Annotated in this window: 20 protein-coding genes; 13 read left to right on the top strand and 7 right to left on the bottom strand. The window is 61.6% G+C overall.

What is annotated here, in order from left to right:
• Window positions 1-19: 19 nt before the first annotated feature.
• From aroC to D8B20_RS11930, 5 genes are all read left to right on the top strand, one after another.
• Complete coding sequence (aroC, locus tag D8B20_RS11950; RefSeq protein ID WP_145889084.1) at window positions 20-1,105, top strand: chorismate synthase; 1,086 nt, start codon at window positions 20-22, stop codon at window positions 1,103-1,105.
• Window positions 1,106-1,113: 8 nt separating this feature from the next.
• A complete protein-coding gene (mepA, locus tag D8B20_RS11945) occupies window positions 1,114-1,938 on the top strand; it encodes a penicillin-insensitive murein endopeptidase (protein ID WP_145890551.1) in 825 nt (274 codons plus the stop codon).
• 8 nt (window positions 1,939-1,946) lie between these two features.
• On the top strand, window positions 1,947-2,744 hold the full coding sequence (locus D8B20_RS11940) for a sulfite exporter TauE/SafE family protein (protein ID WP_145889083.1): 798 nt from the start codon (window positions 1,947-1,949) through the stop codon (window positions 2,742-2,744).
• A 66-nt stretch (window positions 2,745-2,810) separates the two neighbouring features.
• Entirely contained in the window at window positions 2,811-3,371 is a 561-nt protein-coding gene (locus D8B20_RS11935) for an elongation factor P hydroxylase (RefSeq protein ID WP_145889082.1), read from the top strand.
• Between the two features lie 17 nt (window positions 3,372-3,388).
• Entirely contained in the window at window positions 3,389-3,670 is a 282-nt protein-coding gene (locus D8B20_RS11930) for a YfcL family protein (protein ID WP_145889081.1), read from the top strand.
• A 36-nt stretch (window positions 3,671-3,706) separates the two neighbouring features.
• Here D8B20_RS11930 and mnmC read toward each other — a convergent pair whose 3' ends face one another.
• Complete coding sequence (mnmC, locus tag D8B20_RS11925; RefSeq protein WP_145889080.1) at window positions 3,707-5,719, bottom strand: bifunctional tRNA (5-methylaminomethyl-2-thiouridine)(34)-methyltransferase MnmC2/FAD-dependent 5-carboxymethylaminomethyl-2-thiouridine(34) oxidoreductase MnmC1; 2,013 nt, start codon at window positions 5,717-5,719, stop codon at window positions 3,707-3,709.
• Between the two features lie 155 nt (window positions 5,720-5,874).
• On the opposite strand from mnmC, the gene fabB reads away from it, so the two are divergent.
• Window positions 5,875-7,095, top strand: coding sequence for a beta-ketoacyl-ACP synthase I (gene fabB / locus D8B20_RS11920; protein WP_145889079.1), 1,221 nt, complete (start codon window positions 5,875-5,877; stop codon window positions 7,093-7,095).
• Window positions 7,096-7,393: 298 nt separating this feature from the next.
• Here fabB and pdxR read toward each other — a convergent pair whose 3' ends face one another.
• Window positions 7,394-8,830 carry a MocR-like pyridoxine biosynthesis transcription factor PdxR gene (gene pdxR, locus D8B20_RS11915; protein WP_145889078.1) on the bottom strand — a complete coding sequence of 479 codons (1,437 nt, stop codon included), beginning with the start codon at window positions 8,828-8,830 and terminating at the stop codon, window positions 7,394-7,396.
• Between the two features lie 86 nt (window positions 8,831-8,916).
• Between pdxR and D8B20_RS11910 the strand changes: the two genes are divergently transcribed.
• Window positions 8,917-9,360 (top strand): rhodanese-like domain-containing protein, encoded by a 444-nt coding sequence (locus D8B20_RS11910; RefSeq protein WP_145889077.1) that lies wholly within the window; start codon window positions 8,917-8,919, stop codon window positions 9,358-9,360.
• Between the two features lies 1 nt (window position 9,361).
• Here the strand turns inward: D8B20_RS11910 and flk are convergent, their stop codons facing one another.
• The 4 genes from flk to D8B20_RS11890 all read right to left on the bottom strand — a co-directional run bounded on the left by flk (window position 9,362) and on the right by D8B20_RS11890 (window position 13,441).
• Window positions 9,362-10,393, bottom strand: a complete 1,032-nt coding sequence (gene flk, locus D8B20_RS11905; protein WP_145889076.1) for a flagella biosynthesis regulator Flk — start codon at window positions 10,391-10,393, stop codon at window positions 9,362-9,364.
• Window positions 10,394-10,511: 118 nt separating this feature from the next.
• Complete coding sequence (locus D8B20_RS11900) at window positions 10,512-12,020, bottom strand: tripartite tricarboxylate transporter permease (RefSeq protein ID WP_145889075.1); 1,509 nt, start codon at window positions 12,018-12,020, stop codon at window positions 10,512-10,514.
• A 12-nt stretch (window positions 12,021-12,032) separates the two neighbouring features.
• On the bottom strand, window positions 12,033-12,464 hold the full coding sequence (locus tag D8B20_RS11895; protein WP_145889074.1) for a tripartite tricarboxylate transporter TctB family protein: 432 nt from the start codon (window positions 12,462-12,464) through the stop codon (window positions 12,033-12,035).
• Between the two features lie 11 nt (window positions 12,465-12,475).
• Complete coding sequence (locus D8B20_RS11890) at window positions 12,476-13,441, bottom strand: tripartite tricarboxylate transporter substrate binding protein (RefSeq protein ID WP_370664131.1); 966 nt, start codon at window positions 13,439-13,441, stop codon at window positions 12,476-12,478.
• A 132-nt stretch (window positions 13,442-13,573) separates the two neighbouring features.
• Between D8B20_RS11890 and tctD the strand changes: the two genes are divergently transcribed.
• A complete protein-coding gene (gene tctD, locus D8B20_RS11885) occupies window positions 13,574-14,245 on the top strand; it encodes a transcriptional regulator TctD (protein WP_145889072.1) in 672 nt (223 codons plus the stop codon).
• Window positions 14,236-15,612: a sensor histidine kinase gene (locus D8B20_RS11880; RefSeq protein ID WP_145889071.1), complete on the top strand. Its 1,377-nt coding sequence runs from the start codon at window positions 14,236-14,238 to the stop codon at window positions 15,610-15,612. Before tctD ends, D8B20_RS11880 begins: the two co-directional genes overlap by 10 nt.
• On the opposite strand, the gene D8B20_RS11875 is transcribed toward D8B20_RS11880, so the two are convergent.
• The gene (locus D8B20_RS11875; protein ID WP_145889070.1) at window positions 15,599-16,504 is read right to left on the bottom strand and encodes a DMT family transporter; all 906 of its coding nucleotides are present in this window, start codon (window positions 16,502-16,504) and stop codon (window positions 15,599-15,601) included. The two genes, D8B20_RS11880 and D8B20_RS11875, sit on opposite strands and share 14 nt — an antisense overlap.
• A gap of 95 nt (window positions 16,505-16,599) precedes the next feature.
• On the opposite strand from D8B20_RS11875, the gene D8B20_RS11870 reads away from it, so the two are divergent.
• The 4 genes from D8B20_RS11870 (at window position 16,600) to truA (ending at window position 20,516) form a co-directional block, all read left to right on the top strand.
• Window positions 16,600-17,379, top strand: a complete 780-nt coding sequence (locus tag D8B20_RS11870; RefSeq protein WP_145889069.1) for an AraC family transcriptional regulator — start codon at window positions 16,600-16,602, stop codon at window positions 17,377-17,379.
• Window positions 17,380-17,436: 57 nt separating this feature from the next.
• Window positions 17,437-18,567 (top strand): 4-phosphoerythronate dehydrogenase PdxB, encoded by a 1,131-nt coding sequence (gene pdxB, locus D8B20_RS11865; RefSeq protein WP_145889068.1) that lies wholly within the window; start codon window positions 17,437-17,439, stop codon window positions 18,565-18,567.
• 126 nt (window positions 18,568-18,693) lie between these two features.
• The gene (locus D8B20_RS11860; protein WP_145889067.1) at window positions 18,694-19,704 is read left to right on the top strand and encodes an aspartate-semialdehyde dehydrogenase; all 1,011 of its coding nucleotides are present in this window, start codon (window positions 18,694-18,696) and stop codon (window positions 19,702-19,704) included.
• Window positions 19,704-20,516, top strand: a complete 813-nt coding sequence (gene truA, locus D8B20_RS11855) for a tRNA pseudouridine(38-40) synthase TruA (RefSeq protein WP_145889066.1) — start codon at window positions 19,704-19,706, stop codon at window positions 20,514-20,516. Before D8B20_RS11860 ends, truA begins: the two co-directional genes overlap by 1 nt.
• Window positions 20,517-20,518: the final 2 nt, after the last annotated feature.

Here is a 20,518-nt window from a genome sequence, read left to right as displayed (position 1 = left end):
ATCGCAACAAGGAATTACCATGGCCGGAAACAGCATTGGACAACTTTTTCGCGTAACCACCTTTGGCGAGTCGCACGGTATTGCGCTCGGCTGTATTGTTGACGGGGTGCCGCCCGGCATTCCGCTGACCGAAGCCGACATTCAGCACGATCTCGATCGCCGCCGCCCCGGCACCTCGCGCTATACCACCCAGCGCCGCGAGCCGGATCAGGTGAAAATTTTGTCCGGCGTGTTTGACGGCGTGACCACCGGCACCTCCATCGGCCTGCTGATTGAAAATACCGATCAGCGTTCGCAGGATTACAGCGCGATCAAGGATCTGTTTCGTCCCGGCCATGCTGATTACACCTACGAGCAGAAGTACGGCATGCGTGACTATCGCGGCGGCGGGCGCTCGTCGGCGCGTGAAACCGCCATGCGGGTGGCTGCCGGTGCGATTGCGAAAAAGTATCTGCAGATGCAACACGGCATCGTGGTGCGCGGCTATCTGGCGCAAATCGGCGACGTGGCCTGCGAGCTGAAAGACTGGAGCATCGTTGAAGACAACCCGTTCTTCTGCCCGGATGCGTCAAAGCTGGAGGCGCTGGACGAACTGATGCGCGCGCTGAAAAAAGAGGGCGACTCCATCGGCGCGAAGGTCACGGTTGTGGCGGAAAACGTGCCGCCGGGCCTGGGTGAACCGGTGTTTGACCGCCTGGATGCCGATCTGGCACACGCGCTGATGAGCATTAACGCCGTGAAAGGCGTGGAGATTGGCGATGGTTTTGCGGTGATCAACCAGCGCGGCAGTGAACACCGCGATGAGATCCGGGCGGACGGCTTCCAGAGCAACCACGCGGGCGGCATTCTCGGTGGCATCAGCAGCGGACAGACCATCAGCGCCAATCTGGCGATGAAACCCACCTCCAGCATCACCGTGCCGGGGAAAACCATTACCCGGGCGGGCGAAGAGGTTGAGATGATCACCAAAGGCCGCCACGATCCCTGCGTCGGAATCCGCGCAGTGCCCATTGCCGAAGCGATGATGGCCATTGTGCTGATGGATCACCTGCTGCGTCAGCGCGGACAAAACGCGGACGTGCACAGCAACGTACCGCGCTGGTAAGCCGCATGATGCGCCGTCTGTCTCTCCTTTTTGCCGCGCTGATCTGCAGCGCGGCCGCCGTCGCGGCAACACCGTGGCAGCAGATTCAGCAGCCCATTGCCGGCAGTCCGCAGTCCATCGGCGGTTTCGCCAATGGCTGTATTGTGGGTGCCCGCCAGCTGCCGCTCAATTCTCCCCATTACCAGGTTATGCGTCAGGATCAGCGCCGCTATTACGGTCATCCCGATCTGATCGCCTTTATCCAGCGACTGAGCACCCAGGTGCACCAGCTGCAGCTGGGGCAGGTGCTGATTGGTGATATGGGGATGGCAGCCGGCGGACGCTTCAGCAGCGGACACGCCAGCCATCAGACGGGTCTGGATGTGGATATCTGGCTGCAGCTGCCGCAAACCCGCTGGACCGCGCAGCAGCTGCTGAAGCCGCAGCCGCTGGATCTGGTGGCGCCGGACGATCGGCAGGTGATTGCGCGTCACTGGCAGCCGCAGATTGACAGCCTGATCAAACTGGCGGCGAAAGACAGTGATGTCACCCGCATCTTCGTGAATCCTGCGATTAAAAAGCAGCTGTGCGCGGATGCCGGCAGCGATCGCGCCTGGCTGAATAAAGTGCGCCCGTGGTTTGCACACCGCGCCCACATGCATGTGCGGCTGCGCTGCCCGCCGGACAGCCTGGAGTGTGAAGATCAGGCACCGCCACCGCCGGGCGACGGCTGCGGCGCTGAGCTGGAAAGCTGGTTCCTGCCGAAAAAACCAGGCAGCACGCCGCTGGTGAAGAAAACGCCACCGCCGTTGCCGCCTTCCTGCCAGGCCTTACTGGACAAGCATCTTTTGTAGGAAGCTGAATGGACCTTTTTGTGGTCAGCCCGCTGGTGATCGGCGTGCTGTTTGTGGTGGCAGTGCTGGCGGCGTTTATTGACTCCATTGCCGGCGGTGGCGGTCTGCTCACGGTGCCTTCGCTGCTGGCGGCCGGCCTCTCGCCGGCGCAGGCGCTGGCGACCAATAAACTGCAGTCGGTGGGCGGCTCCTTCTCGGCCAGCCTCTATTTTGTGCGCCGCGGCGCAGTGAAGCTGCGTGAACAGCGACTGAATATCGCCATGACCTTTATTGGCGCGATGGGAGGCACGCTGCTGATCCAGCACATTCAGGCTGACGTGCTGCGACAGATCCTGCCGCTGCTGCTGATCAGCATCGGGCTGTGGTTCCTGCTGATGCCGCGTCTGGGCGAAGCCGATCGCGAACAGCGTCTGCATGCGACGGGTTTTGCGCTTATTGGCGGGGGCTGCGTGGGCTTCTATGACGGCTTCTTTGGCCCGGGAGCCGGCTCGTTCTATGCGCTGGCGTTTGTTACCCTGTGCGGCTTCAATCTGGCAAAGGCCACGGCCCATGCCAAAATTCTGAATTTCACCTCCAATTTCGCCAGTCTGCTGTTCTTTATGTTTGGCGGCAAAGTCGTGTGGGGCACCGGCGTCATCATGCTGTGCGGGGCCTTCATCGGCGCGCGTCTCGGCGCACGGCTGGTGCTGAGCCGCGGTCAGAAGCTGATTCGCCCGATGGTGGTGACCGTCTCGGCAGTGATGAGCGCGAAGCTGCTGTGGGACAGTCACGGCAGCGTCATCCTGGCGTGGTTTGCCGCCCTGTAATCCGGCGCTCGTCAAAACCGGTCGCCAGTGCGACAATGACGCTGATTTTTTAACGATAGAATGAACATGCGTACAGAACACCACTATCAGCAGCTGATTGAGATTTTTGATGGCTGCTTTGCTGAGGAATTTCAGACCCGCCTGATTAAAGGCGAGGATGAACCGATTTATCTTCCGGCAGATGCGTCATCGCCGTGGAACCGCGTGGTGTTTGCCCACGGTTTCTACGCCAGCGCGCTGCATGAAATTTCGCACTGGTGTATCGCCGGCGAAGCGCGGCGCAAGCTGGTGGATTTTGGTTACTGGTACTGCCCGGACGGACGCGATGCGCAAACGCAAAGCCAGTTTGAATCGGTGGAGATCAAGCCACAGGCGCTGGAGTGGCTGTTCTGCATGGCGGCAGGCTTCCCCTTCAACGTGAGTTGTGACAATCTCGACGGAGAGTGTGAGCCGGATCGCATTGCGTTTCAGCGTAAGGTCCATGCTCAGGTCATGAGCTATCTGGAGCAGGGCATTCCCGCACGTCCGGCGCGCTTTATTGCGGCGTTAACGGACTATTACGGTACGCTACCTCTGACAACGGCACAGTTTCCGTGGCCGGAAGAACACGGATTCGCCGGCGCATAATGAAAGGATAAAGAGAGATGATCGTAGAATTCGAGTCCCGCATTCTGGCCCTGATTGACGATATGGTCGAACACGCCAGCGACGACGAACTGTTTGCCAGCGGTTATCTGCGCGGGCACCTGACGCTGGCGGTGGCGGAAATCGAGCAGCGCGGCGAGCACACGCCGGAAGCGCTGCAGATTCACGTGTCAAACAGCCTGCAAAACGCCATTGCCGCCGGCGAGCTGTCGCCACGCGACCAGGCGCTGGTGGTTGGCATGTGGGACAACCTGTTCCAGCAGGCCCGTCAGCCAGCCTGACTGAACGGGGCGCAAGGGTGCCCCGTTGGCTTTTGCTTAGTCTCCCGCCTTTTTTCCCTTCAGCAGTTTACGCACCCAGTAGCGGTTAGGATTCAGCGCCGCCAGGGTAGTGGCATCCAGCGGCTGCGGTTCGCCGCTCAGCTGGGCGGCCAGCACCTCTGCCGTCAGCGGCGCGCTGCACAGACCGCGCGATCCCAGCGCACCCAGCACAAACAGCCCCGGAAATACCGGCGCAGCGGCAATTTCTGCGCCCGCCGCGCGCTGTTGCGGCAGATCGGCGTATTGCGCCAGCGTCGCGGCATAGTCCGGCACGCTGCCGCTCATCGGCAGGTGATCGCGCGAGGCGCAACGCACCCCGGTGCGCGCCTCACCGTCGCTGACATCCACCTGCTGCGGCCAGTCTGCGTCGGGCAGACAATCGATCAGCCGCTGACGGTTTTGCTGCTGATCGTCGCTGCGCCAGGTGGTATCGGTCTCGCCACGATGGTAGCTGGCGCCGATGCAGTGCGTGCCAAAATCCTCGCTGACCGGCGTCAGGTAACCGTCGTAGCAGAGCACGGTTTTCAGCTGGCTGAGCGTCGCACGCGAGGGGACATGGCTGACCTGTCCCGCCACGGCATATGCTGGCAGCGTCTGCGTCTGCGCCAGATCCAGCAGTGCATGGCCGTTAGCCAGCACCACCTGCGCATGCTGCACTGCAGGCTGGGCGGCAAACTGCAGCTGCCAGCCCTGTGGCTGCGGCGTCAGTTGCGTAACGCGATGCAGCCAGTGCACGCGCAGGCCCTGTGACTGCGCATGCTCCAGCAGGTTGCTGGTGAGCTGAGACGGCGAGAGCCAGCCACCCTGCGGATAGAAAATCCCGCCCGCCCCCAGCGGCACGCCAGCCAGCTGTTCTGCCTGCTGCGGCGTAACGCCATACGCAATCGCCTCCGGCAACCCCATCTCCAGCATGCGGGCAATTTTTGCGGCGCTTTTATCATCCCAGCCCAGCTGCAGCACGCCGCTCCAGCGATGCTCAAACGGCACCGGCAGCTGATCATAGAGGCGGCGCGCAAAGCTGAATGCGGCCGGGAAGAAGGTCGCCAGCGCCGGATCGTGCTGATTGAGCAGGGGATAGAGCGCGCCCTGACGGTTACCGGAAGCGCCGAGTGCCGGTGCGTCATCGGCGCAGTAGAGTGTCACCCGCCAGCCGCGGCGCAGCAGCGCCAGCGCCAGCATCGCGCTGGCAATACCGCCACCCACCAGCGCCACCTCCTGGCTGTCGGCTGGCGGACGCGCATACCAGGGGTGACGAGGCGGTGTCACCAGCGTCTGTGCCATTACGCCAGTGAGCATGTCGCGCTTGTGGCCAAAGCCTTTGGTTTTCATCATGCTGAAACCGGCTTCCTGCAGGCCACGGCGCACAAAGCCGGCAGAGGTAAAGGTCGCCAGCGTGCCGCCCGGCCGCGTCATCCGGGCCATCGCCGCGAACAGCGCCGGCGTCCACATTTCCGGGTTTTTTGCCGGGGCGAAGCCGTCAAGGAACCAGGCATCAGCCTGCGCGTGCAGACTGTCATCAAAGGTATCAATTAGCGCGTTAATATCACCCAGCCACAGGTCCAGCGTAACTTTACCCTGGTTAAACAGCAGGCGCTGACAGCCAGGCAGCGCGGCGGGCCACTGCTGCTGCAGCTGCTCAGCCCACGGGGCCAGCTCCGGCCAGCGCGCGTGTGCGGCCACCAGGTCAGCCTGCGTCAGCGGGTATTTTTCGCAGCTGATAAAGTGCAGGCGCTGCAGCGTGGCGGTGGGGTGGGCGGCACAGAAGCGGTCAAAAGCCTGCCACAGCGTCAGAAAGTTCAGGCCGGTGCCGAATCCGCTTTCGGCGACGATAAACAGATCGCGCGGGTGCGTGTCAAAACGCGCCGGCAGCTGGTTACCGTTGAGGAACACATAACGCGTCTCCTCCAGCCCGTTATCGTTGGAGAAATAGACATCATCGAATGCTCGGGAAACAGGTGTACCCTGATCATTCCAGGTTAATTGCGCGTGTTCGACCGGGGTTAACTTCACGGGAAAGGCTCATTTTTCAGGCAGTGGCGCGATTTTAGCGAGTGGCGTCACATGACGCAAATTTACAAAGGGAAATGGCTGATCGGACTTGTTCGGCTTACAACTGTACGCTAGAGTGCACGTCAATCCAAAAGAAGTGGAATGAGGACTATTGAATGAAACGTGCAGTGATTACTGGCCTGGGTATCGTTTCCAGCATTGGTAATAACCAGCAGGAAGTGCTGGCTTCTCTGCGTGAAGGCCGTTCCGGTATCACTTTCTCTGAAGAGATGAAAGAAGCCGGCATGCGCAGCCATGTATGGGGTAATGTCAAACTGGATACCAACGGGCTCATCGATCGCAAAATTGTGCGTTTCATGAGTGATGCCTCCATTTATGCTTACCTGTCGATGGCTGAAGCCATCAAAGATGCCGGCCTGAGCGACGAGCAGTATCAGAACAACCCGCGTGTGGGGCTGATTGCCGGTTCCGGCGGCGGCTCGCCGCGTTACCAGGTGTTCGGTGCGGATGCGATGCGAGGCCCGCGTGGTCTGAAAGGCGTGGGCCCGTACGTGGTCACCAAAGCGATGGCGTCCGGTGTGTCTGCCTGTCTGGCCACGCCGTTCAAAATTCACGGTGTGAACTACTCGATCAGCTCAGCCTGCGCCACCTCAGCACACTGCATCGGCAACGCCGTTGAGCAGATTCAGCTGGGCAAACAGGACGTGGTATTCGCCGGCGGCGGTGAAGAGCTGAGCTGGGAAATGGCCTGCGAATTCGACGCCATGGGCGCGCTCTCTACCAAATACAACGAGACGCCGGAAAAAGCCTCACGCACCTACGATGCGAACCGCGATGGCTTCGTGATCGCCGGCGGCGGCGGCATGGTAGTGGTGGAAGAGCTGGAGCATGCGCTGGCACGCGGTGCGCACATCTATGCTGAAATCGTCGGCTACGGTGCAACATCTGACGGTGCAGACATGGTGGCTCCGTCAGGCGAAGGCGCGGTGCGCTGCATGAAGATGGCGATGCAGGGTCTTGATACGCCAATCGATTACCTGAATACGCACGGCACCTCAACGCCGGTGGGTGACGTTAAAGAGCTGGGTGCGATCCGTGAAGTGTTTGGCGACAACACACCTTATCTCTCTGCCACCAAAGCCATGACCGGCCACTCGCTGGGTGCGGCAGGCGTACAGGAAGCGATTTACACGCTTCTGATGCTGGAGCACGGTTTTATCGCCCCTAGCATTAACGTGGAAGAGCTGGACGAAGCCGGTAAAGGCATGAACATCGTGACGCAGCCAACTGAAAAAGCGCTGACGACCGTGATGTCAAACAGCTTTGGTTTCGGCGGCACCAACGCCACCCTGACCATGCGTAAATATCAGGCGTAATTTACGGCTGCCATCGTACAGCATGGCAGCCGCAGCCAGCTGACAGCAGGCTGACAGGCTCAGGAGGCCGGTTAAACCGGCCTCTGTTATTTTGCCGCGGTACACCGCACTATCCTCCCGTTCTCTCCCGCCTGCTGCCATCAAAAAAACCGTTATTCTTCCTGGCTCTCCATCAGCGAGACTGTTTTGCACCGTGCATCATCTGCTCAACGGCAGAGTAACTGCCATGAAAAGCCTGCTCTGCCGATCGTGGCCAGCGTTCGGCCTGTTTGGCAACGGCATGCGGTGCGCCTCGTGATTACCGGCGTGTTTGTACGCTGCGCGCCAGCAGCGTCTCCAGCCGCTCGCAGGCCGTGACGATCTCGCCGGGCGTCAGCGCGGCGAAGCCCAGCATCCAGCCTGACTGACGCGCCGGCGTGGCATACAGCGGCGACAGCCGGGGCAGCAACAGGCCGATATCACTGGCCTGCTGCGTCAGCTGCGCTTCGTCTCCCGCCAGCAGTTCCACCGTCAGCTGCAGGCCGCCGGCGGCATGCAGTGGCCGAATCCACGGCTGCAGACGGGTGTGGATCTGCGCCAGCAGACAATCGCGACGGCTATGGTAAAGCTGACGCATCAGCCGCAGGTGGCTGGCAAAATGCCCCTGCTGTAAAAACGCGGCGGCGGTTGCCTGGGGCAGTAGCGCGCTGTGCCCGTCCAGAACACTGCGCGCCCGGCCAAGCGCCTCCACCAGCGAAGGCGGCACCACCATCCACGCCAGCCGCAGCGAGGGAAACAGCGTCTTGGAAAACGTGCCGAGCGCAATGACCCGGCTGTCTGCTTCCATACCCTGCAGCGCCGGGGCAGGGCGCTCGTCATAGTGAAACTCGCTGTCGTAATCGTCCTCAATCAGCCAGCTACTGTTTTGCCGCGCCCAGGCCAGCCACTGCAGCCGGCGTTCCGGGCTCATCGGCAGGCCGCTGGGATAGTGATGGCCTGGCGTCAGATAGACCAGCCGGGCATGACCCTGTAGTGGCACCGCCCCCTGTTGATCCAGCCGCATGGCACGACAGTGCGCGCCCGCCGCGAGAAAAGCGTTGCGGGCACCGGGATAACCCGGCTCCTCCAGCCAGACTTCATCACCGGGATCGAGTAGCAGCAGCGCCAGCAGCTGCAGCGCCTGCTGGGAGCTGGTCAGCACCACCACCTGCTGTGCCGTGCAGCGCATACCGCGCGACAGCGCCAGATAATCCGCCACCGCACTGCGCAGCGGCGCATAACCCAGCGGATCGCCGTAGCCCATAACGCGACTGCCGAGCGAACGCTGCAGTTGATGGCTCAGCCGTTGCCACTGGCGATGGGGAAATGCACGCAAATCCGGCGAGCCCGCCGCAAAGGCGTGCGGAAACGGCGGGTCCTGACAGCCGCCGGTGGCCAGCACCTGCAGGCCGCGCTGTGAGAAACGCGGGCCGGGGCGGGAAGAGGGTGGACGGGCTGTGGGCGGCAGCGCAATCGCTACAAAGGTGCCGCGCCCGGCGTGACGCCGCAGATAGCCTTCACTCTCCAGCTGGGCATAAGCGGCTTCCACCGTCACCCGTGAAAGCGACAGATCGCGCGCCAGTTGCCGGCTGGAGGGCAGTTTTTCAGCGTAGCGCAGATGGCCGCTGACAATCGCCTGACGCAGCGTGCTGCACAGCCGTTCGCGCAGGCCGCCCTGCGTCTGGCGGCTGAACAGCGTGAAAAGGGCGTGGCTCATAGTGGTCTTATCATCCTGCGCAAAGTGGTCTCAGACACCAGACCACTTTGCCGTACACTCAGGGCAAACCACAACAGGAGAATGCGATGTCATCGGTCTTACACTTTCCCCCGGCCAGCCCGCAGCAGAGCGTGGCCTACCTGCAACACAAACTCAGCTTCTATGCGGACGCGTGGGATCTGGCGGAAGATTTAGCGCAGGGTATAACGCAGATTATGGTGATAGACGCCCGCAGCCGCGAAGCGTATGAAGCCGGGCATATCTGCGGCGCGCTGTCGTTTCCGCACCGCACCATGACGGCAGAAAGCACCGCCGCGCTCGATCGTCGCACTGTCTATATCACTTACTGCGACGGCATTGGCTGTAATGGCTCGACCAAAGCGGCACTCAGGCTGGCCGCGCTGGGATTTCAGGTAAAAGAGCTGATTGGCGGGCTGGATTTCTGGAAGCGCGACGGCCATCCGCTGACCACCGGTCCGCAGCCCGGCGCGTGGCCGCAGGCAGCGACTGCAGCCGGTTGCGGCTGCTGAGTTACAGCAGCAGCCAGAACAGGAAGAAGAACAGTGCCAGCCCAAGCACCAGCGTCAGTGCCGGCCGCTGCGCCAGCGGACGCGGCAGGATCTCAACAAACGGCGCCCAGATGGGCTGCGGGCGCAGCGCGCTGTCCGCCAGCGGCGCATCCTGGCTGCGTTCAACGCGGCGGCTGAACAGCAGATTCAGCAGATCCTGGCTCTGCGCCGGGGTCAGAATGGTGTGTGGCAAGGCCTGAAAACGCTGCTGGCTGTAATCTTCCAGCAGGCGCTGCTCATCGTGGCTGAGCGGCTGCTTCAGGGAGCTTTCCAGCAGCTGCAGCGTCGGCGAGGTGTGCTGGCTCAGGGTCTGCCGCACCTGCAGATACTGCGTCAGCAGCGGGAAGTGGCGCGAAGGCACCGGATCGCCACTTTTCAGGTTGACCAGTTTCAGCGTGTCGGCCAGCACTTTGACCGGCGATTCACCGGTCGCGGCTGCCAGGCGCGTGACCTGCTGGTTCAGCGTCTGCTGCTCTGCCGGCAGCAGGGTGCGATCGGTAATGCGCGTTTGCTGCGGTTGCGGAATCGCCATCTGGCCATTCTGCAGCATGGTCAGCACCTGGCGCAGCTGATCCTGCGACAGCGCACTCAGCACCGTCTGATTAAACTGCTGACGGATGAAATCACTCACCGCCTGACGGTTATTGCCCTGCGGCAGCTTTTCCTGCAGCTGTTGCAGCAGCTGGCGTGTGGCGTGGCTGTTCTGTACCTGTGCCAGACGAGTATTGAGATGCTGTTCCGCAGCCGGGAAATGGCGCGACAGCAGCTCCGCGTCATTTTTGACGCCCACTTCATGCCGCACGCCTGCCCATAACTCGGGCGCTTTCAGCGTGCTGAGTGACATGATGCGCACAATCAGGCGCTCCAGCGTGGTGCGCTGCGCCGGGGAGAGCGGCTGTTCGCCAGCCGGGCCGCCGGCACGTGACGGGCCGGAAGCGTGAGAAAGAGGTGAACGATCGCCCGCAGGCACACCGGGACCGCTAAGAGGTTGCATGGCGGAATCCTTTAAAACGAGTCAGATCCGGGTGCGCCGGAAAAACGATGGCATATGATAGCAAAAGCCCCCGGGAAATCCACGGGGGCTTAGCAGAGAAAAGCAATAAGACAAGGATTTATTCTGCTGCGGCCAGCTTCAGGCGCTTGCGGCGCCACCACTTCCACAGTGGCGGCACGACCAGCACCGCCACCGCCAGCACCAGCAGCACTTTACTGATGGAACTTTCCCACAGAATCGGCAGGTTACCGTTACTGATAGAGAGCGCACGTCGCAGGTTCTGCTCCAGCATTTCCCCCAGCACAAAGCCCAGAATCAGCGGTGACATCGGGAAATCCATCTTGCGCAGGATATAACCGAACACGCCCAGCCCGACCATCAGCAGCAGGTCAAAGGTGGTGCTGTGCACGGCGTAAACGCCGACGGCAGAGATCGCCGCAATGGCCGGCACCAGAAACCACAGCGGAATGGTCAGCATGCGCGCAAAGATGTTGATCATGGGAATGTTCATGATCAGCAGCATGACGTTACCAATCAGCAGCGCGGCAATCAGCCCCCAGACGATGTCCGGCTGTTCAGTAAACATCGCCGGACCCGGCGTGATGTTGTAGAGCGTGAGTGCACCCACCATCACCGCCGTAGTGCCGGAACCGGGAATCCCCAGCGTCAGCATCGGAATAAAAGAGCCGCACGCCGAGGCGTTGTTCGCCGCCTCCGGTGCCGCGACGCCACGGATATCGCCTTTGCCGAACTGATCGCTGCCGCTGATCTTCTTCTCGCTCATATAGGCAATCGCGCTGGCGATTGTCGCGCCGGCGCCCGGCAGAATGCCGACAAAAAAGCCAATAAAGGAGGAGCGCAACGTGGCGCCGGTTGCCTGGGCCGCCTCTTTCATATTGAACAGCATCCGGCCGCTGGCGCGCACCATCTTCTGGCCGCTGCTGGTGGACTCCAGCATCAGCAGAATCTCGCTGACCGAGAACAGGCCAATCACCACCACCACAAACTGAATGCCGTCGGAGAGGTGTACGCTGTCAAAGGTAAAGCGGTAGACGCCGGTGTTAGCGTCGACACCCACCGTCGCCATGCCAAGCCCGATCAGTGCAGCGAGGAATGATTTCAGCGGATTGTGGCTCATCATGCTGCCAAGGCAGGCAATGGCGAACACCATCAGGGCGAAATACTCTGCCGGGCCAAACGCCAGCGACCAGTTCGCCAGCAGCGGCGCGAACAGGATGATGCCGAGAATGGCGATGGTCGAACCGATAAAGGAGCTGACGGCTGAAATCGAAAGCGCCACGCCCGCTTTACCCTGCTGCGCCATCGGATAGCCATCCAGCGCGGTCATGATGGCCCCGGCGTCGCCCGGCACGTTAAGCAGGATCGACGAGATGCGGCCGCCATACTCACAGCCAATATAGACCGTTGCCAGCAGGATCAGCGCTGATTCCGCCGGCAGGTGCAGGGCAAATGCCAGCGGCATCAGAATGGCCACGCCGTTGATAGGGCCGAGGCCCGGCAGCAGGCCAACAATGGTGCCGATAAAGCAGCCAATCAGGGCAATCATCAGGTTTTCCGGCGTCATAGCGACGCTGAAACCCTGCATCAGAAAAGACCAGGTATCCATAACATGCTCCCGTTAACTGAACCAGCTGCCGACGGGCAGCGTCACATCCAGCAGACGATCAAAGGCATAAAATAACGCCACGCCCATTATTACGCCGGAGAGCGCGGCGGCCCACCAGCGCGCGCCAAACAGCAGACCAATGCCGAAGGTCAGCAGCGTGGTGCACAGCGTGAAACCCAGGCGCTCAAACAGCCAGCCGTAGAGAAACAGCATCACGCACAGCAGCAGCAGTCGTTTCAGCGTTGCCGCGACCGGCCACTGCACCGTATCCGGCTTGCGCAGCAGCATCATCACCGCACAGATCGCCATCAGGCTCAGCAGCAGCATCGGGAAGGGGCGCGGCCCTACCGGTTCGTAGCTGTAATCGCTCTGGATTTGCCAGGCGATGAACAGCCCGGCAATGCACAGCACCAGCCAGACGCCGGCAAAAATACGATCGCTCATCGCCGCCTCCGCTATTTGGCCAGGCCGAAGGATTTCGCCTGTTCACGATACTGCGCCACCTGTTTTTTCACGTAGGCGTCCAGTTCACTGCCGAACAGGTTGAATTCAAACAGGCCGCGCAGGTCGCGCTGCTGCTGAAACTCTTTGGTAGTCACCAGCTTCTTAAACGCGTCTTCCCACCACTGGTAATCAGCCTCGCTGACTTTGGGACCGAGGTAGTAACCGCGGATCACCGGCCACTCAACGTTAAAACCCTGCTCTTTTGCCGTTGGGATTTCCGCCAGCGCGCCCGGCAGGCGCTTATCGCTCATGACCGCCAGCACGCGCATTTTGCCGCTCTGCAGATGGGGCACCATTTCACTCATGTCGCCTGAGACCACCTGGATATGATTGCCCAGCAGGGCCGTCACCGGTTCGCCGCCGCCTTCAAACGCCACGTAGCGCATTTTGCGGGGATCGATACCGGCTTCACGCGCCAGCAGGGCGGTTTTCATCCAGTCCTGACTGCCAATCGACGCGCCAGCGCCCACCACCACTTTGGTGGGATCGTTTTTCATCGCTGCCATCAGCTCACCCAGGGTTTTCCACGGCGCGTCTGCCCGCACCGCTACCATGCCGTAATCGGTGCCGACTGCAGCCAGCCACTTCACGTCATCAACGGAGTAGCGGCCAAATTTGCCCTGAGAAAGGTTGAGTAGCGACCCGCCGGAGAAGGCCACCAGCGTGCCTGCTTCGGCCGGACGCTGCGCAATGATGGCGTTATACGCCACGGCGCCCACGCCGCCCGGCATATAGGTGACGCGCATCGGTGAACTGATCTGGCCGGTCTCCTGCATGGAAACCTGGATTAGCTTGCAGGTGAGATCGAAACCGCCACCCGGTTTTGCCGGGGCGATGCATTCGGTACGTTGCGGGGCAGCCGCGCTGGCGGCGGACACCGATAAAGCCAGCAGGGTCGTGGCGAGGGCGGTGCGCATTGTTTTTTTCATCTGTCGCTCCATGGATTCTTCCAGAGTGTGATTGCTACCGAATATTCGGCGTTGCTGAATTGTTAAGGGTGCAACCTTTCATTTACCTTTCAGCCATCAGCAAAAGTAACAGGATGTGATATGCGTCTCTTACTGGTAGAAGATACGGTGGAACTGGCGAACTGGCTGCAGAAAGCCCTGACGCAGAAAGGCTTCGCCGTGGACTGGGTGGCAGACGGCGTGGCGGCGGACCATGTGCTGCAGAGTGAGAATTACGCGCTGGTGGTACTGGATGTCTCCCTGCCGCGGCTGGATGGTCTGGCGGTGCTGGCGCGGCTGCGCAAGCGCGGGCAGCGCGTGCCGGTGCTGCTGCTGACCGCACACAGCGCGCTGGAACAGCGCGTGCAGGGGCTGAATGCCGGTGCCGATGATTACCTGACCAAACCGTTTGAACTGGATGAGCTGGAAGCACGCCTGCGCGCGCTGCTGCGCCGCAGCCAGGGGCAGGCCGCGCAGACACAGATGATTGGTCAGCTGGAGCGCGACAGCGAAGGCTATTTTCTGCTTAACCATAAGCCGCTGCTGCTGACGCCGCGCGAAGCCAGCGTGCTTTCCACCCTGATGCAGCGACCCGGCCGCCCGGTATCGCGTCAGCATCTTTATGAACAGACGTTCACACTGGCCGACGAAGCCAGCCCGGAAAGTATCGAACTCTACGTACACCGGGTGCGGAAAAAACTGGCGGGCAGCGATGTGGCGATCGTCACGCTGCGCGGGCTGGGTTACAGCCTGGAATGCCAGCCGTGCGCCTGATCCATTCACTGCGCGGCGAGTTGTTGCTCTGGCTCGGCGCGCCGCTGCTGCTGCTGTGGGGCCTGTCGGTGTATACCCACTATCAAAGCGCACTGCAGGCGGCCAATCAGGCCTACGATCGCTCGCTGCTGGCTTCAGCGCGCACCGTTGCGGAACGTCTGGTGGTGCGCCAGCGGCATCTTGAGGTCGATGTGCCCTGGGTGGTGCTCGACAGCTTCGAACGCAACATGAACGATCAGCTGTTTTATCAGGTGATTTCACCGGAAGGCAAAACCCTCTCCGGCTATCCCGATCTTCCCCTGCTGCCGCGCAACGCACCGCTGTCAGAGGTTTATCCGGCGCTGGTACACTTTTATGATGCCCGTTATCGCAGGCAGCCGATTCGCATCGCGGCGCTGTGGCAGCCGGTGAGTGAGGAGGGCGTGGAGGGCATGGCGCTGGTGCTGGTGGCGGAAACGCTGAATTCGCGGCACGCCTTTGCCGAAAGCCTGCTGCGCACGGCGCTGGTCAGCCAGAGTTTTCTGGTGCTGATGACGCTGCTGCTGGCGAGCCTGCTGCTGCGGAAAGTGCTGCGGCCGCTGCGCCGGCTGTCGCGCATCATGCTGCGCCGGGCACCGGGCGAGCTGACACCGCTGCCGTCGCTGCTGCCGTGGTCAGAGCTGCAGCCGCTGATTGTGGCGTTTAACCGGCACCTGGAGCGCCTGCGCGGCCTGCTGGCGCGTCAGGAGCGGTTCAGCGCCGACGTAGCGCACCAGCTGCGCACGCCGCTGACCATCCTGAAAACCCAGGTGGCGGTGGCACTCAGCAGTGACGATCCCCGCCAGTGGCGCGAAAGCCTGCAGGGAATGCGCCATACGCTGGACGACACCGTACAGCTGACGGACCGCCTGCTGCAGCTGGCGCAGATCAAAGCGCGTCACGGCGAAGATAAACCTTTCAGCCGCGTCAATCTGAGCGCAATAGTGCAGCAGGCCTGCTTCAGCGGCTATCCGGCGGCGCGCCATAAACAGATTGATCTCGGGTTTGAGGGCGACGAGGCGGCCAGCGTGGAGGGCGATGCGCTGTTGCTGGCCGAGCTGTGCGCCAATCTACTGGATAACGCCATCAAATATACGCCCGATGGCGGAACGGTGACCGCGCGACTGCACGGCCGGCTGCTGGAAATTGAGGACAGCGGACCGGGTATCGCCGAGGATCAGCAGCAGCAGGCGCTGCAGCCGTTTGGCCGGCTCGATCACGCCAGCCAGCCCGGCGTGGGTATCGGGCTGGCGCTGGTGAAGGATATCTGCGCCTGGCACGGTGCCCGGCTGCGGCTGGATCGCAGCCCGCAGCTCGGCGGCCTGCGGGTACGCGTCAGCTTTCCCTGACCGGAGGCTGCACCGTACGCGGCTTACGCAGCGGCGTTTTCAGGCGCTGGGCCAGCATGACGCCCGTCAGCGTAATTCCGCCGCCTGTCCAGTGATACAGCTGCAGCTGCTCATGTAAAAACAGGACGGCAATCAGCGCGGTAAATACCGGGATCAGGTTCATAAAGATGCTGGTGGTGCTGGCACCCAGACGCTGTACGCCGAGGATCCACAGAAACGGCGCGATAATAGACGCAAACAGGCCGGCGAACAGCACCAGCGGCACATTGGCCGCGTTCAGCGACACGTCCGGCGCGTGCAGAAAGCCCGGCAATAGCAGCAGCACGCCAAAGAAAATCTGCACATACAAACTCTGCCAGGTGGGCAGCGGAATGGCCCAGCGTTTGGTCAGCACACCATACAGCGCGTACGAGGTAGAGGCGGCCAGCATCATCAGTTCCCCATTGCCCGGGCGCTGATGCAGCAGCTGTGCCGGATTGCCCGCGCTGACCAGCCATACCAGTCCGGCAAACGACAGCAGGCCGCCGAGCAGAATGCCGCGCGTTGGCGCCAGACGCAGCAGCAGCAGGCTGAGCAGAATGGTCAGCAGCGGTATGGTCGCCCCCAGAATGCCCATCATCACCGCCGATACCGTATGCGCCGCGTAATAGGCCAGGCTCTGGTAAAGCACCATGCCCAGCAGGCCAAGCAGCAGCAGCTGCCCGAGGTGTGCTTTCAGGGTATGGCGGTGGCGCCATACGCCGGGCAGGCAGAATGGCGTCAGGACCAGCAGGGCCAGCAGCCAGCGATAAAAGGAGATGGCGGCGGGATCGATGCTGTCAGCGGACAGTTTGCTGACGATGGTGTTGACTGACCAGATCAGCACGGCAATCAGCGGGAAAAAAACATTCATGATGCGGCTCCGTAAAAGTATCGCGGCTAGCTTACGTTTGACCGGTTTAAAACAGATAATTAAAATCGGACAAAATTCATTACTGACCGGACAGAATGACCCAGCAGATTGAATATCAGCCACCGGCCGATGCGCCGCAGCTGCGCTACTTCATGCGTTATGAACAGACCAACGCCAGAACGGAATATCTGCCGCATCGCCACGCGTGGGGGCAGGTGATTTTTGTCACCGGCCACGTGCTGGAGATGGATGTTGAGGGTGAGCGGCTGCTGACCCCGGCTGATATGCCTATCTGGATCCCGCCCGGGCAGCGGCACAGCAGCTACAACCACGCACTGGCGCAGTTCCGCACCTTTAACCTCGCCGCTGATTTATGCACCGGAATGCCGGAGAAAGCCTGCCTGCTGAGGGCAGATGCCATTGCACACGCCATCATGAATGAGTTTGCCCGGCGCGGCCTGACGCAGCCGCAGAGCGATGCCGACTGGCGGCTCTGTGAGGTGCTGACCGATCGGCTGCGGCTGGCCCCGGCGCACACCAGCTATTTGCCGGTGTCGGATGACAAATTTCTGGCGCCCATTCTGCGTGCGCTGGAGGCCAACCCCGGCGACAGCACCACGCTGGCACAATGGGCAAAGCGCGTATACACCACTGAGCGTACGCTGGCGCGGCGCTGTCAGCAGCAGCTGAAGATGTCGTTCAGCGAGTGGCGGCAGCGTCTGCGTTTTTTGCGCGCCATTGCCCTGCTGGAGCAGGGCTGGAGCGTGCAGCGCATCGCGCACGATCTTGGCTACAGTTCGGCCTCGGCGCTGATTGTCATGTTTCAGCAGCAGGCCGGCACCACGCCGGAACGCTATCGCAGCCGGTTAGGCTAATCCCCGGCTTTATGCCATGATAGGCCCCGATTATTTCAAGCAGACAGGACCGCCGCAGTGAAAATTCTCGTCGATGAAAACATGCCGTACGCCCGTGAACTGTTCAGCCGCACCGGAGAGGTGATGGCCGTACCGGGCCGTCCGTTGCCGGAAGCAGAGCTGAAAGATGCCAGCGCCCTGATGGTGCGTTCGGTAACTCGGGTCAACGCCGCGCTGCTGGCGGGCACGTCCGTGAAATTTGTCGGTACCGCCACCGCCGGCACCGATCATGTGGATGACACCTCACTGGCGGCGGCCGGTATCGGTTTTTCCGCCGCGCCGGGCTGTAATGCGATTGCGGTGGTGGAGTACGTCTTCTCCGCGCTGCTGATGCTGGCGGAGCGCGATGGATTTGCCCTGCGCGACCGCACCGTGGGGATAGTGGGCGTCGGCAATGTGGGCGGCCGGCTGCAAAAACGGTTAGAAGCCTGGGGCGTGAAAACCCTGTTGTGCGATCCGCCGCGCGCCGATCGCGGTGACGCCGGTGAGTTTCATTCTCTGGAAACGCTGGTGGAGCAGGCGGACATCCTGACGTTCCACACGCCGCTGTTTAAAGAGGGCCAGTATAAAAGCTGGCATCTGGCCGATACCGCGCTGCTGCTGGCGCTGAAACCGCACGCCATTCTGATCAACGCCTGTCGCGGGCCGGTGGTGGATAACGCTGCACTGCTGGAAGTGCTGAAGGTGCGTCGCGATCTCAGCGTGGTGCTGGACGTGTGGGAGCCGGAGCCGGATCTCAATCTGGCGCTGCTGGAGCAGGTGGATATCGCCACGCCGCATATCGCCGGTTATACGCTGGAAGGAAAAGCGCGCGGCACGACGCAGGTGTTTGAAGCCTGGTGCGATTTCCTCGGACAGCCGCAGCAGGTGGCGCTTGAGACCCTGCTGCCGGCACCGGAATTTGCGACGGTTACGCTGCGCGGGACGCTGGATCAGGCGACGCTGAAACGTCTGGTGCATCTGGTGTATGATGTGCGCCGCGATGATGCCCCCCTGCGCAAAGTGGCCAGTCAGCCGGGCGAATTCGACCGCCTGCGTAAACAGTATCAGGAGCGCCGCGAGTGGTCGTCGCTGCAGGTAAACTGTGACGATGCCGGGACGGCGTTAATGCTGGAAAAACTGGGCTTTCGCAGCACACTGCTGCGCTAACCGCACCCGGCACGGTGTGCCAGCCCGGGCCGCTGCCGTGCGCAGCGAGCCGGGGGATTTATCTTAATTATCAGGCGGTCTCATCACCGCCTTCTGTTTTTATGTCATTGTCTGGAGTAAACCAACATGTCTGACGGCTGGAATATTGCGCTACTGGGCGCGACAGGCGCAGTAGGGAACGCTGTACTGGAACTGCTGGCGGAACGCCAGTTCCCGGTTGGTGAATTGTATCTGCTGGCGAGCGAAAACAGCGCCGGCGAAAGCGTACGTTTTGACGGCCGCTCGCTGCGCGTGGAAGATGCGGCCGGCTTTGACTGGTCACAGGCGCAGCTGGCGTTTTTCACCGCCGGTCGCGAAGCCTCCGCGCGCTATGCAGATGAAGCGGCCAGCCAGGGCTGCCTGGTGATCGACAGCAGCGATCTGTTTGCGCTGGAGCCGGATGTGCCGCTGGTGGTGCCCGAGGTCAATCCGCAGGTGATGGCGGATTACCGCAACCGCAACATTATCAGCGTCGCCGATGCGCTGGTCAGCCAGCTGCTTAGCGCCATCAAACCGCTGGTGGATACCGCCGGTCTGAGCCGTCTGCAGGTCACTAACCTGATTTCGGCCTCCAGCCACGGCAAAGCCGCGGTAGATGGCCTGGCCGGTGAGAGCGCGCGTCTGCTGAACGGCGTGCCGGCAGACGAGCACTATTTTGGCCGCCAGCTGGCGTTTAACCTGCTGCCGCAGCAGACCGATCAGCACGGCAGCGTGGCCAGTGAACGCCGTCTGGTAGAGCAGGTGCGTAAAGTGCTGCAGGACGAAGGGCTGCCGATTGCGGTCAGCAGCGTGCAGGCGCCGGTGTTCTACGGCAACGCACAGATTGTCTATATCGAGAACCTGCGTCCGCTCTCAGCGGAAGAAGCGCGTGACGAGCTGGCGCGCGCCGACGATATCAGCCTGAGCGAAGAGGGTGACTACCCGACGCCGGTCAGCGACGCCTCCGGTAATGCCGCACTGAGTATCGGCAGCGTGCGAAACGATTACGGTATCCCGGAACTGCTGCAGTTCTGGTCGGTGGCCGACAATATCCGCTTCGGCGGCGCGCTGATGGCTGTGAAAACCGCCGAGAAGCTGGTGCAGGAGTACCTGTATTAATGCTGGCAGACGCAACCCCCCTCAGACTGGCATTAGGGGTCGAGTATGATGGCAGCCGTTATTACGGCTGGCAGCGCCAGAATGAAGTGCGCAGCGTGCAGGAAAAGCTGGAAAAAGCGCTGAGCAAAGTGGCAAACCATGAGGTCAGCGTGTTTTGTGCCGGTCGTACCGATGCCGGCGTGCACGGCACCGGGCAGGTGGTGCATTTTGATACCACGTCCCGCCGAGCCGACAGCGCCTGGACGCTCGGCGTCAACGCCAACCTGCCGGACGATATTGCCGTGCGCTGGGTAGAGAGCGTGCCGGAGACGTTTCACGCCCGCTTCAGCGCCACCGCGCGCCGCTATCGCTACGTTATCTATAATCAGCGCCTGCGGCCGGCCATTCTTGGTAAAGGCATCACCCATTTTTATCACCCGCTCGATGCCGAAAAAATGCACCGCGCCGGGCAGAGCCTGTTAGGAGAGAACGACTTCACCTCGTTCCGTGCGGTGCAGTGCCAGTCGCGCACGCCGTGGCGTAACCTGATGCATCTGCACGTCACGCGTCAGGGGCCGTACGTGATTGTGGATATTAAGGCGAATGCTTTTGTGCATCACATGGTGCGCAATATTGTCGGCAGCCTGATGGAAATTGGCTGCGGCAATCAGCCCGAAAGCTGGATGGCTGAACTGCTGGCGGCGAAAGATCGCACGCTGGCGGCGGCAACGGCGAAAGCCGAAGGGTTATATCTGGTGGCGGTGGATTATCCCGACCACTTTGCGTTACCGCAGCCTGCGCTGGGACCGTTGTTCCTCGCGGATTCTTTTTAACC

This window comes from Candidatus Pantoea soli, assembly GCF_007833795.1.
Taxonomy (GTDB): Bacteria; Pseudomonadota; Gammaproteobacteria; order Enterobacterales; family Enterobacteriaceae; genus Pantoea; species Pantoea soli.
Note: the sequence above shows the minus strand (reverse complement) of the source record. Positions and strands in the feature narration are given on the sequence as shown.

Bases quoted from the DNA above. Each gene is read 5' to 3' on its own strand.
- D8B20_RS11935 (WP_145889082.1), top strand. From the start codon at position 2,811: ATGCGTACAGAACACCACTATCAGCAGCTGATTGAGATTTTTGATGGC.
- aroC (WP_145889084.1), top strand. From the start codon at position 20: ATGGCCGGAAACAGCATTGGACAACTTTTTCGCGTAACCACCTTTGGC.
- tctD (WP_145889072.1), top strand. From the start codon at position 13,574: ATGCGTCTCTTACTGGTAGAAGATACGGTGGAACTGGCGAACTGGCTG.
- flk (WP_145889076.1), bottom strand. From the start codon at position 10,393: ATGCAACCTCTTAGCGGTCCCGGTGTGCCTGCGGGCGATCGTTCACCT.
- truA (WP_145889066.1), top strand. From the start codon at position 19,704: ATGCTGGCAGACGCAACCCCCCTCAGACTGGCATTAGGGGTCGAGTAT.
- D8B20_RS11900 (WP_145889075.1), bottom strand. From the start codon at position 12,020: ATGGATACCTGGTCTTTTCTGATGCAGGGTTTCAGCGTCGCTATGACG.
- D8B20_RS11860 (WP_145889067.1), top strand. From the start codon at position 18,694: ATGTCTGACGGCTGGAATATTGCGCTACTGGGCGCGACAGGCGCAGTA.
- pdxR (WP_145889078.1), bottom strand. From the start codon at position 8,830: ATGAGCCACGCCCTTTTCACGCTGTTCAGCCGCCAGACGCAGGGCGGC.
- D8B20_RS11940 (WP_145889083.1), top strand. From the start codon at position 1,947: ATGGACCTTTTTGTGGTCAGCCCGCTGGTGATCGGCGTGCTGTTTGTG.
- D8B20_RS11870 (WP_145889069.1), top strand. From the start codon at position 16,600: ATGACCCAGCAGATTGAATATCAGCCACCGGCCGATGCGCCGCAGCTG.
- D8B20_RS11930 (WP_145889081.1), top strand. From the start codon at position 3,389: ATGATCGTAGAATTCGAGTCCCGCATTCTGGCCCTGATTGACGATATG.
- mepA (WP_145890551.1), top strand. From the start codon at position 1,114: ATGCGCCGTCTGTCTCTCCTTTTTGCCGCGCTGATCTGCAGCGCGGCC.
- D8B20_RS11875 (WP_145889070.1), bottom strand. From the start codon at position 16,504: ATGAATGTTTTTTTCCCGCTGATTGCCGTGCTGATCTGGTCAGTCAAC.
- D8B20_RS11895 (WP_145889074.1), bottom strand. From the start codon at position 12,464: ATGAGCGATCGTATTTTTGCCGGCGTCTGGCTGGTGCTGTGCATTGCC.
- D8B20_RS11910 (WP_145889077.1), top strand. From the start codon at position 8,917: ATGTCATCGGTCTTACACTTTCCCCCGGCCAGCCCGCAGCAGAGCGTG.
- D8B20_RS11890 (WP_370664131.1), bottom strand. From the start codon at position 13,441: ATGCGCACCGCCCTCGCCACGACCCTGCTGGCTTTATCGGTGTCCGCC.
- fabB (WP_145889079.1), top strand. From the start codon at position 5,875: ATGAAACGTGCAGTGATTACTGGCCTGGGTATCGTTTCCAGCATTGGT.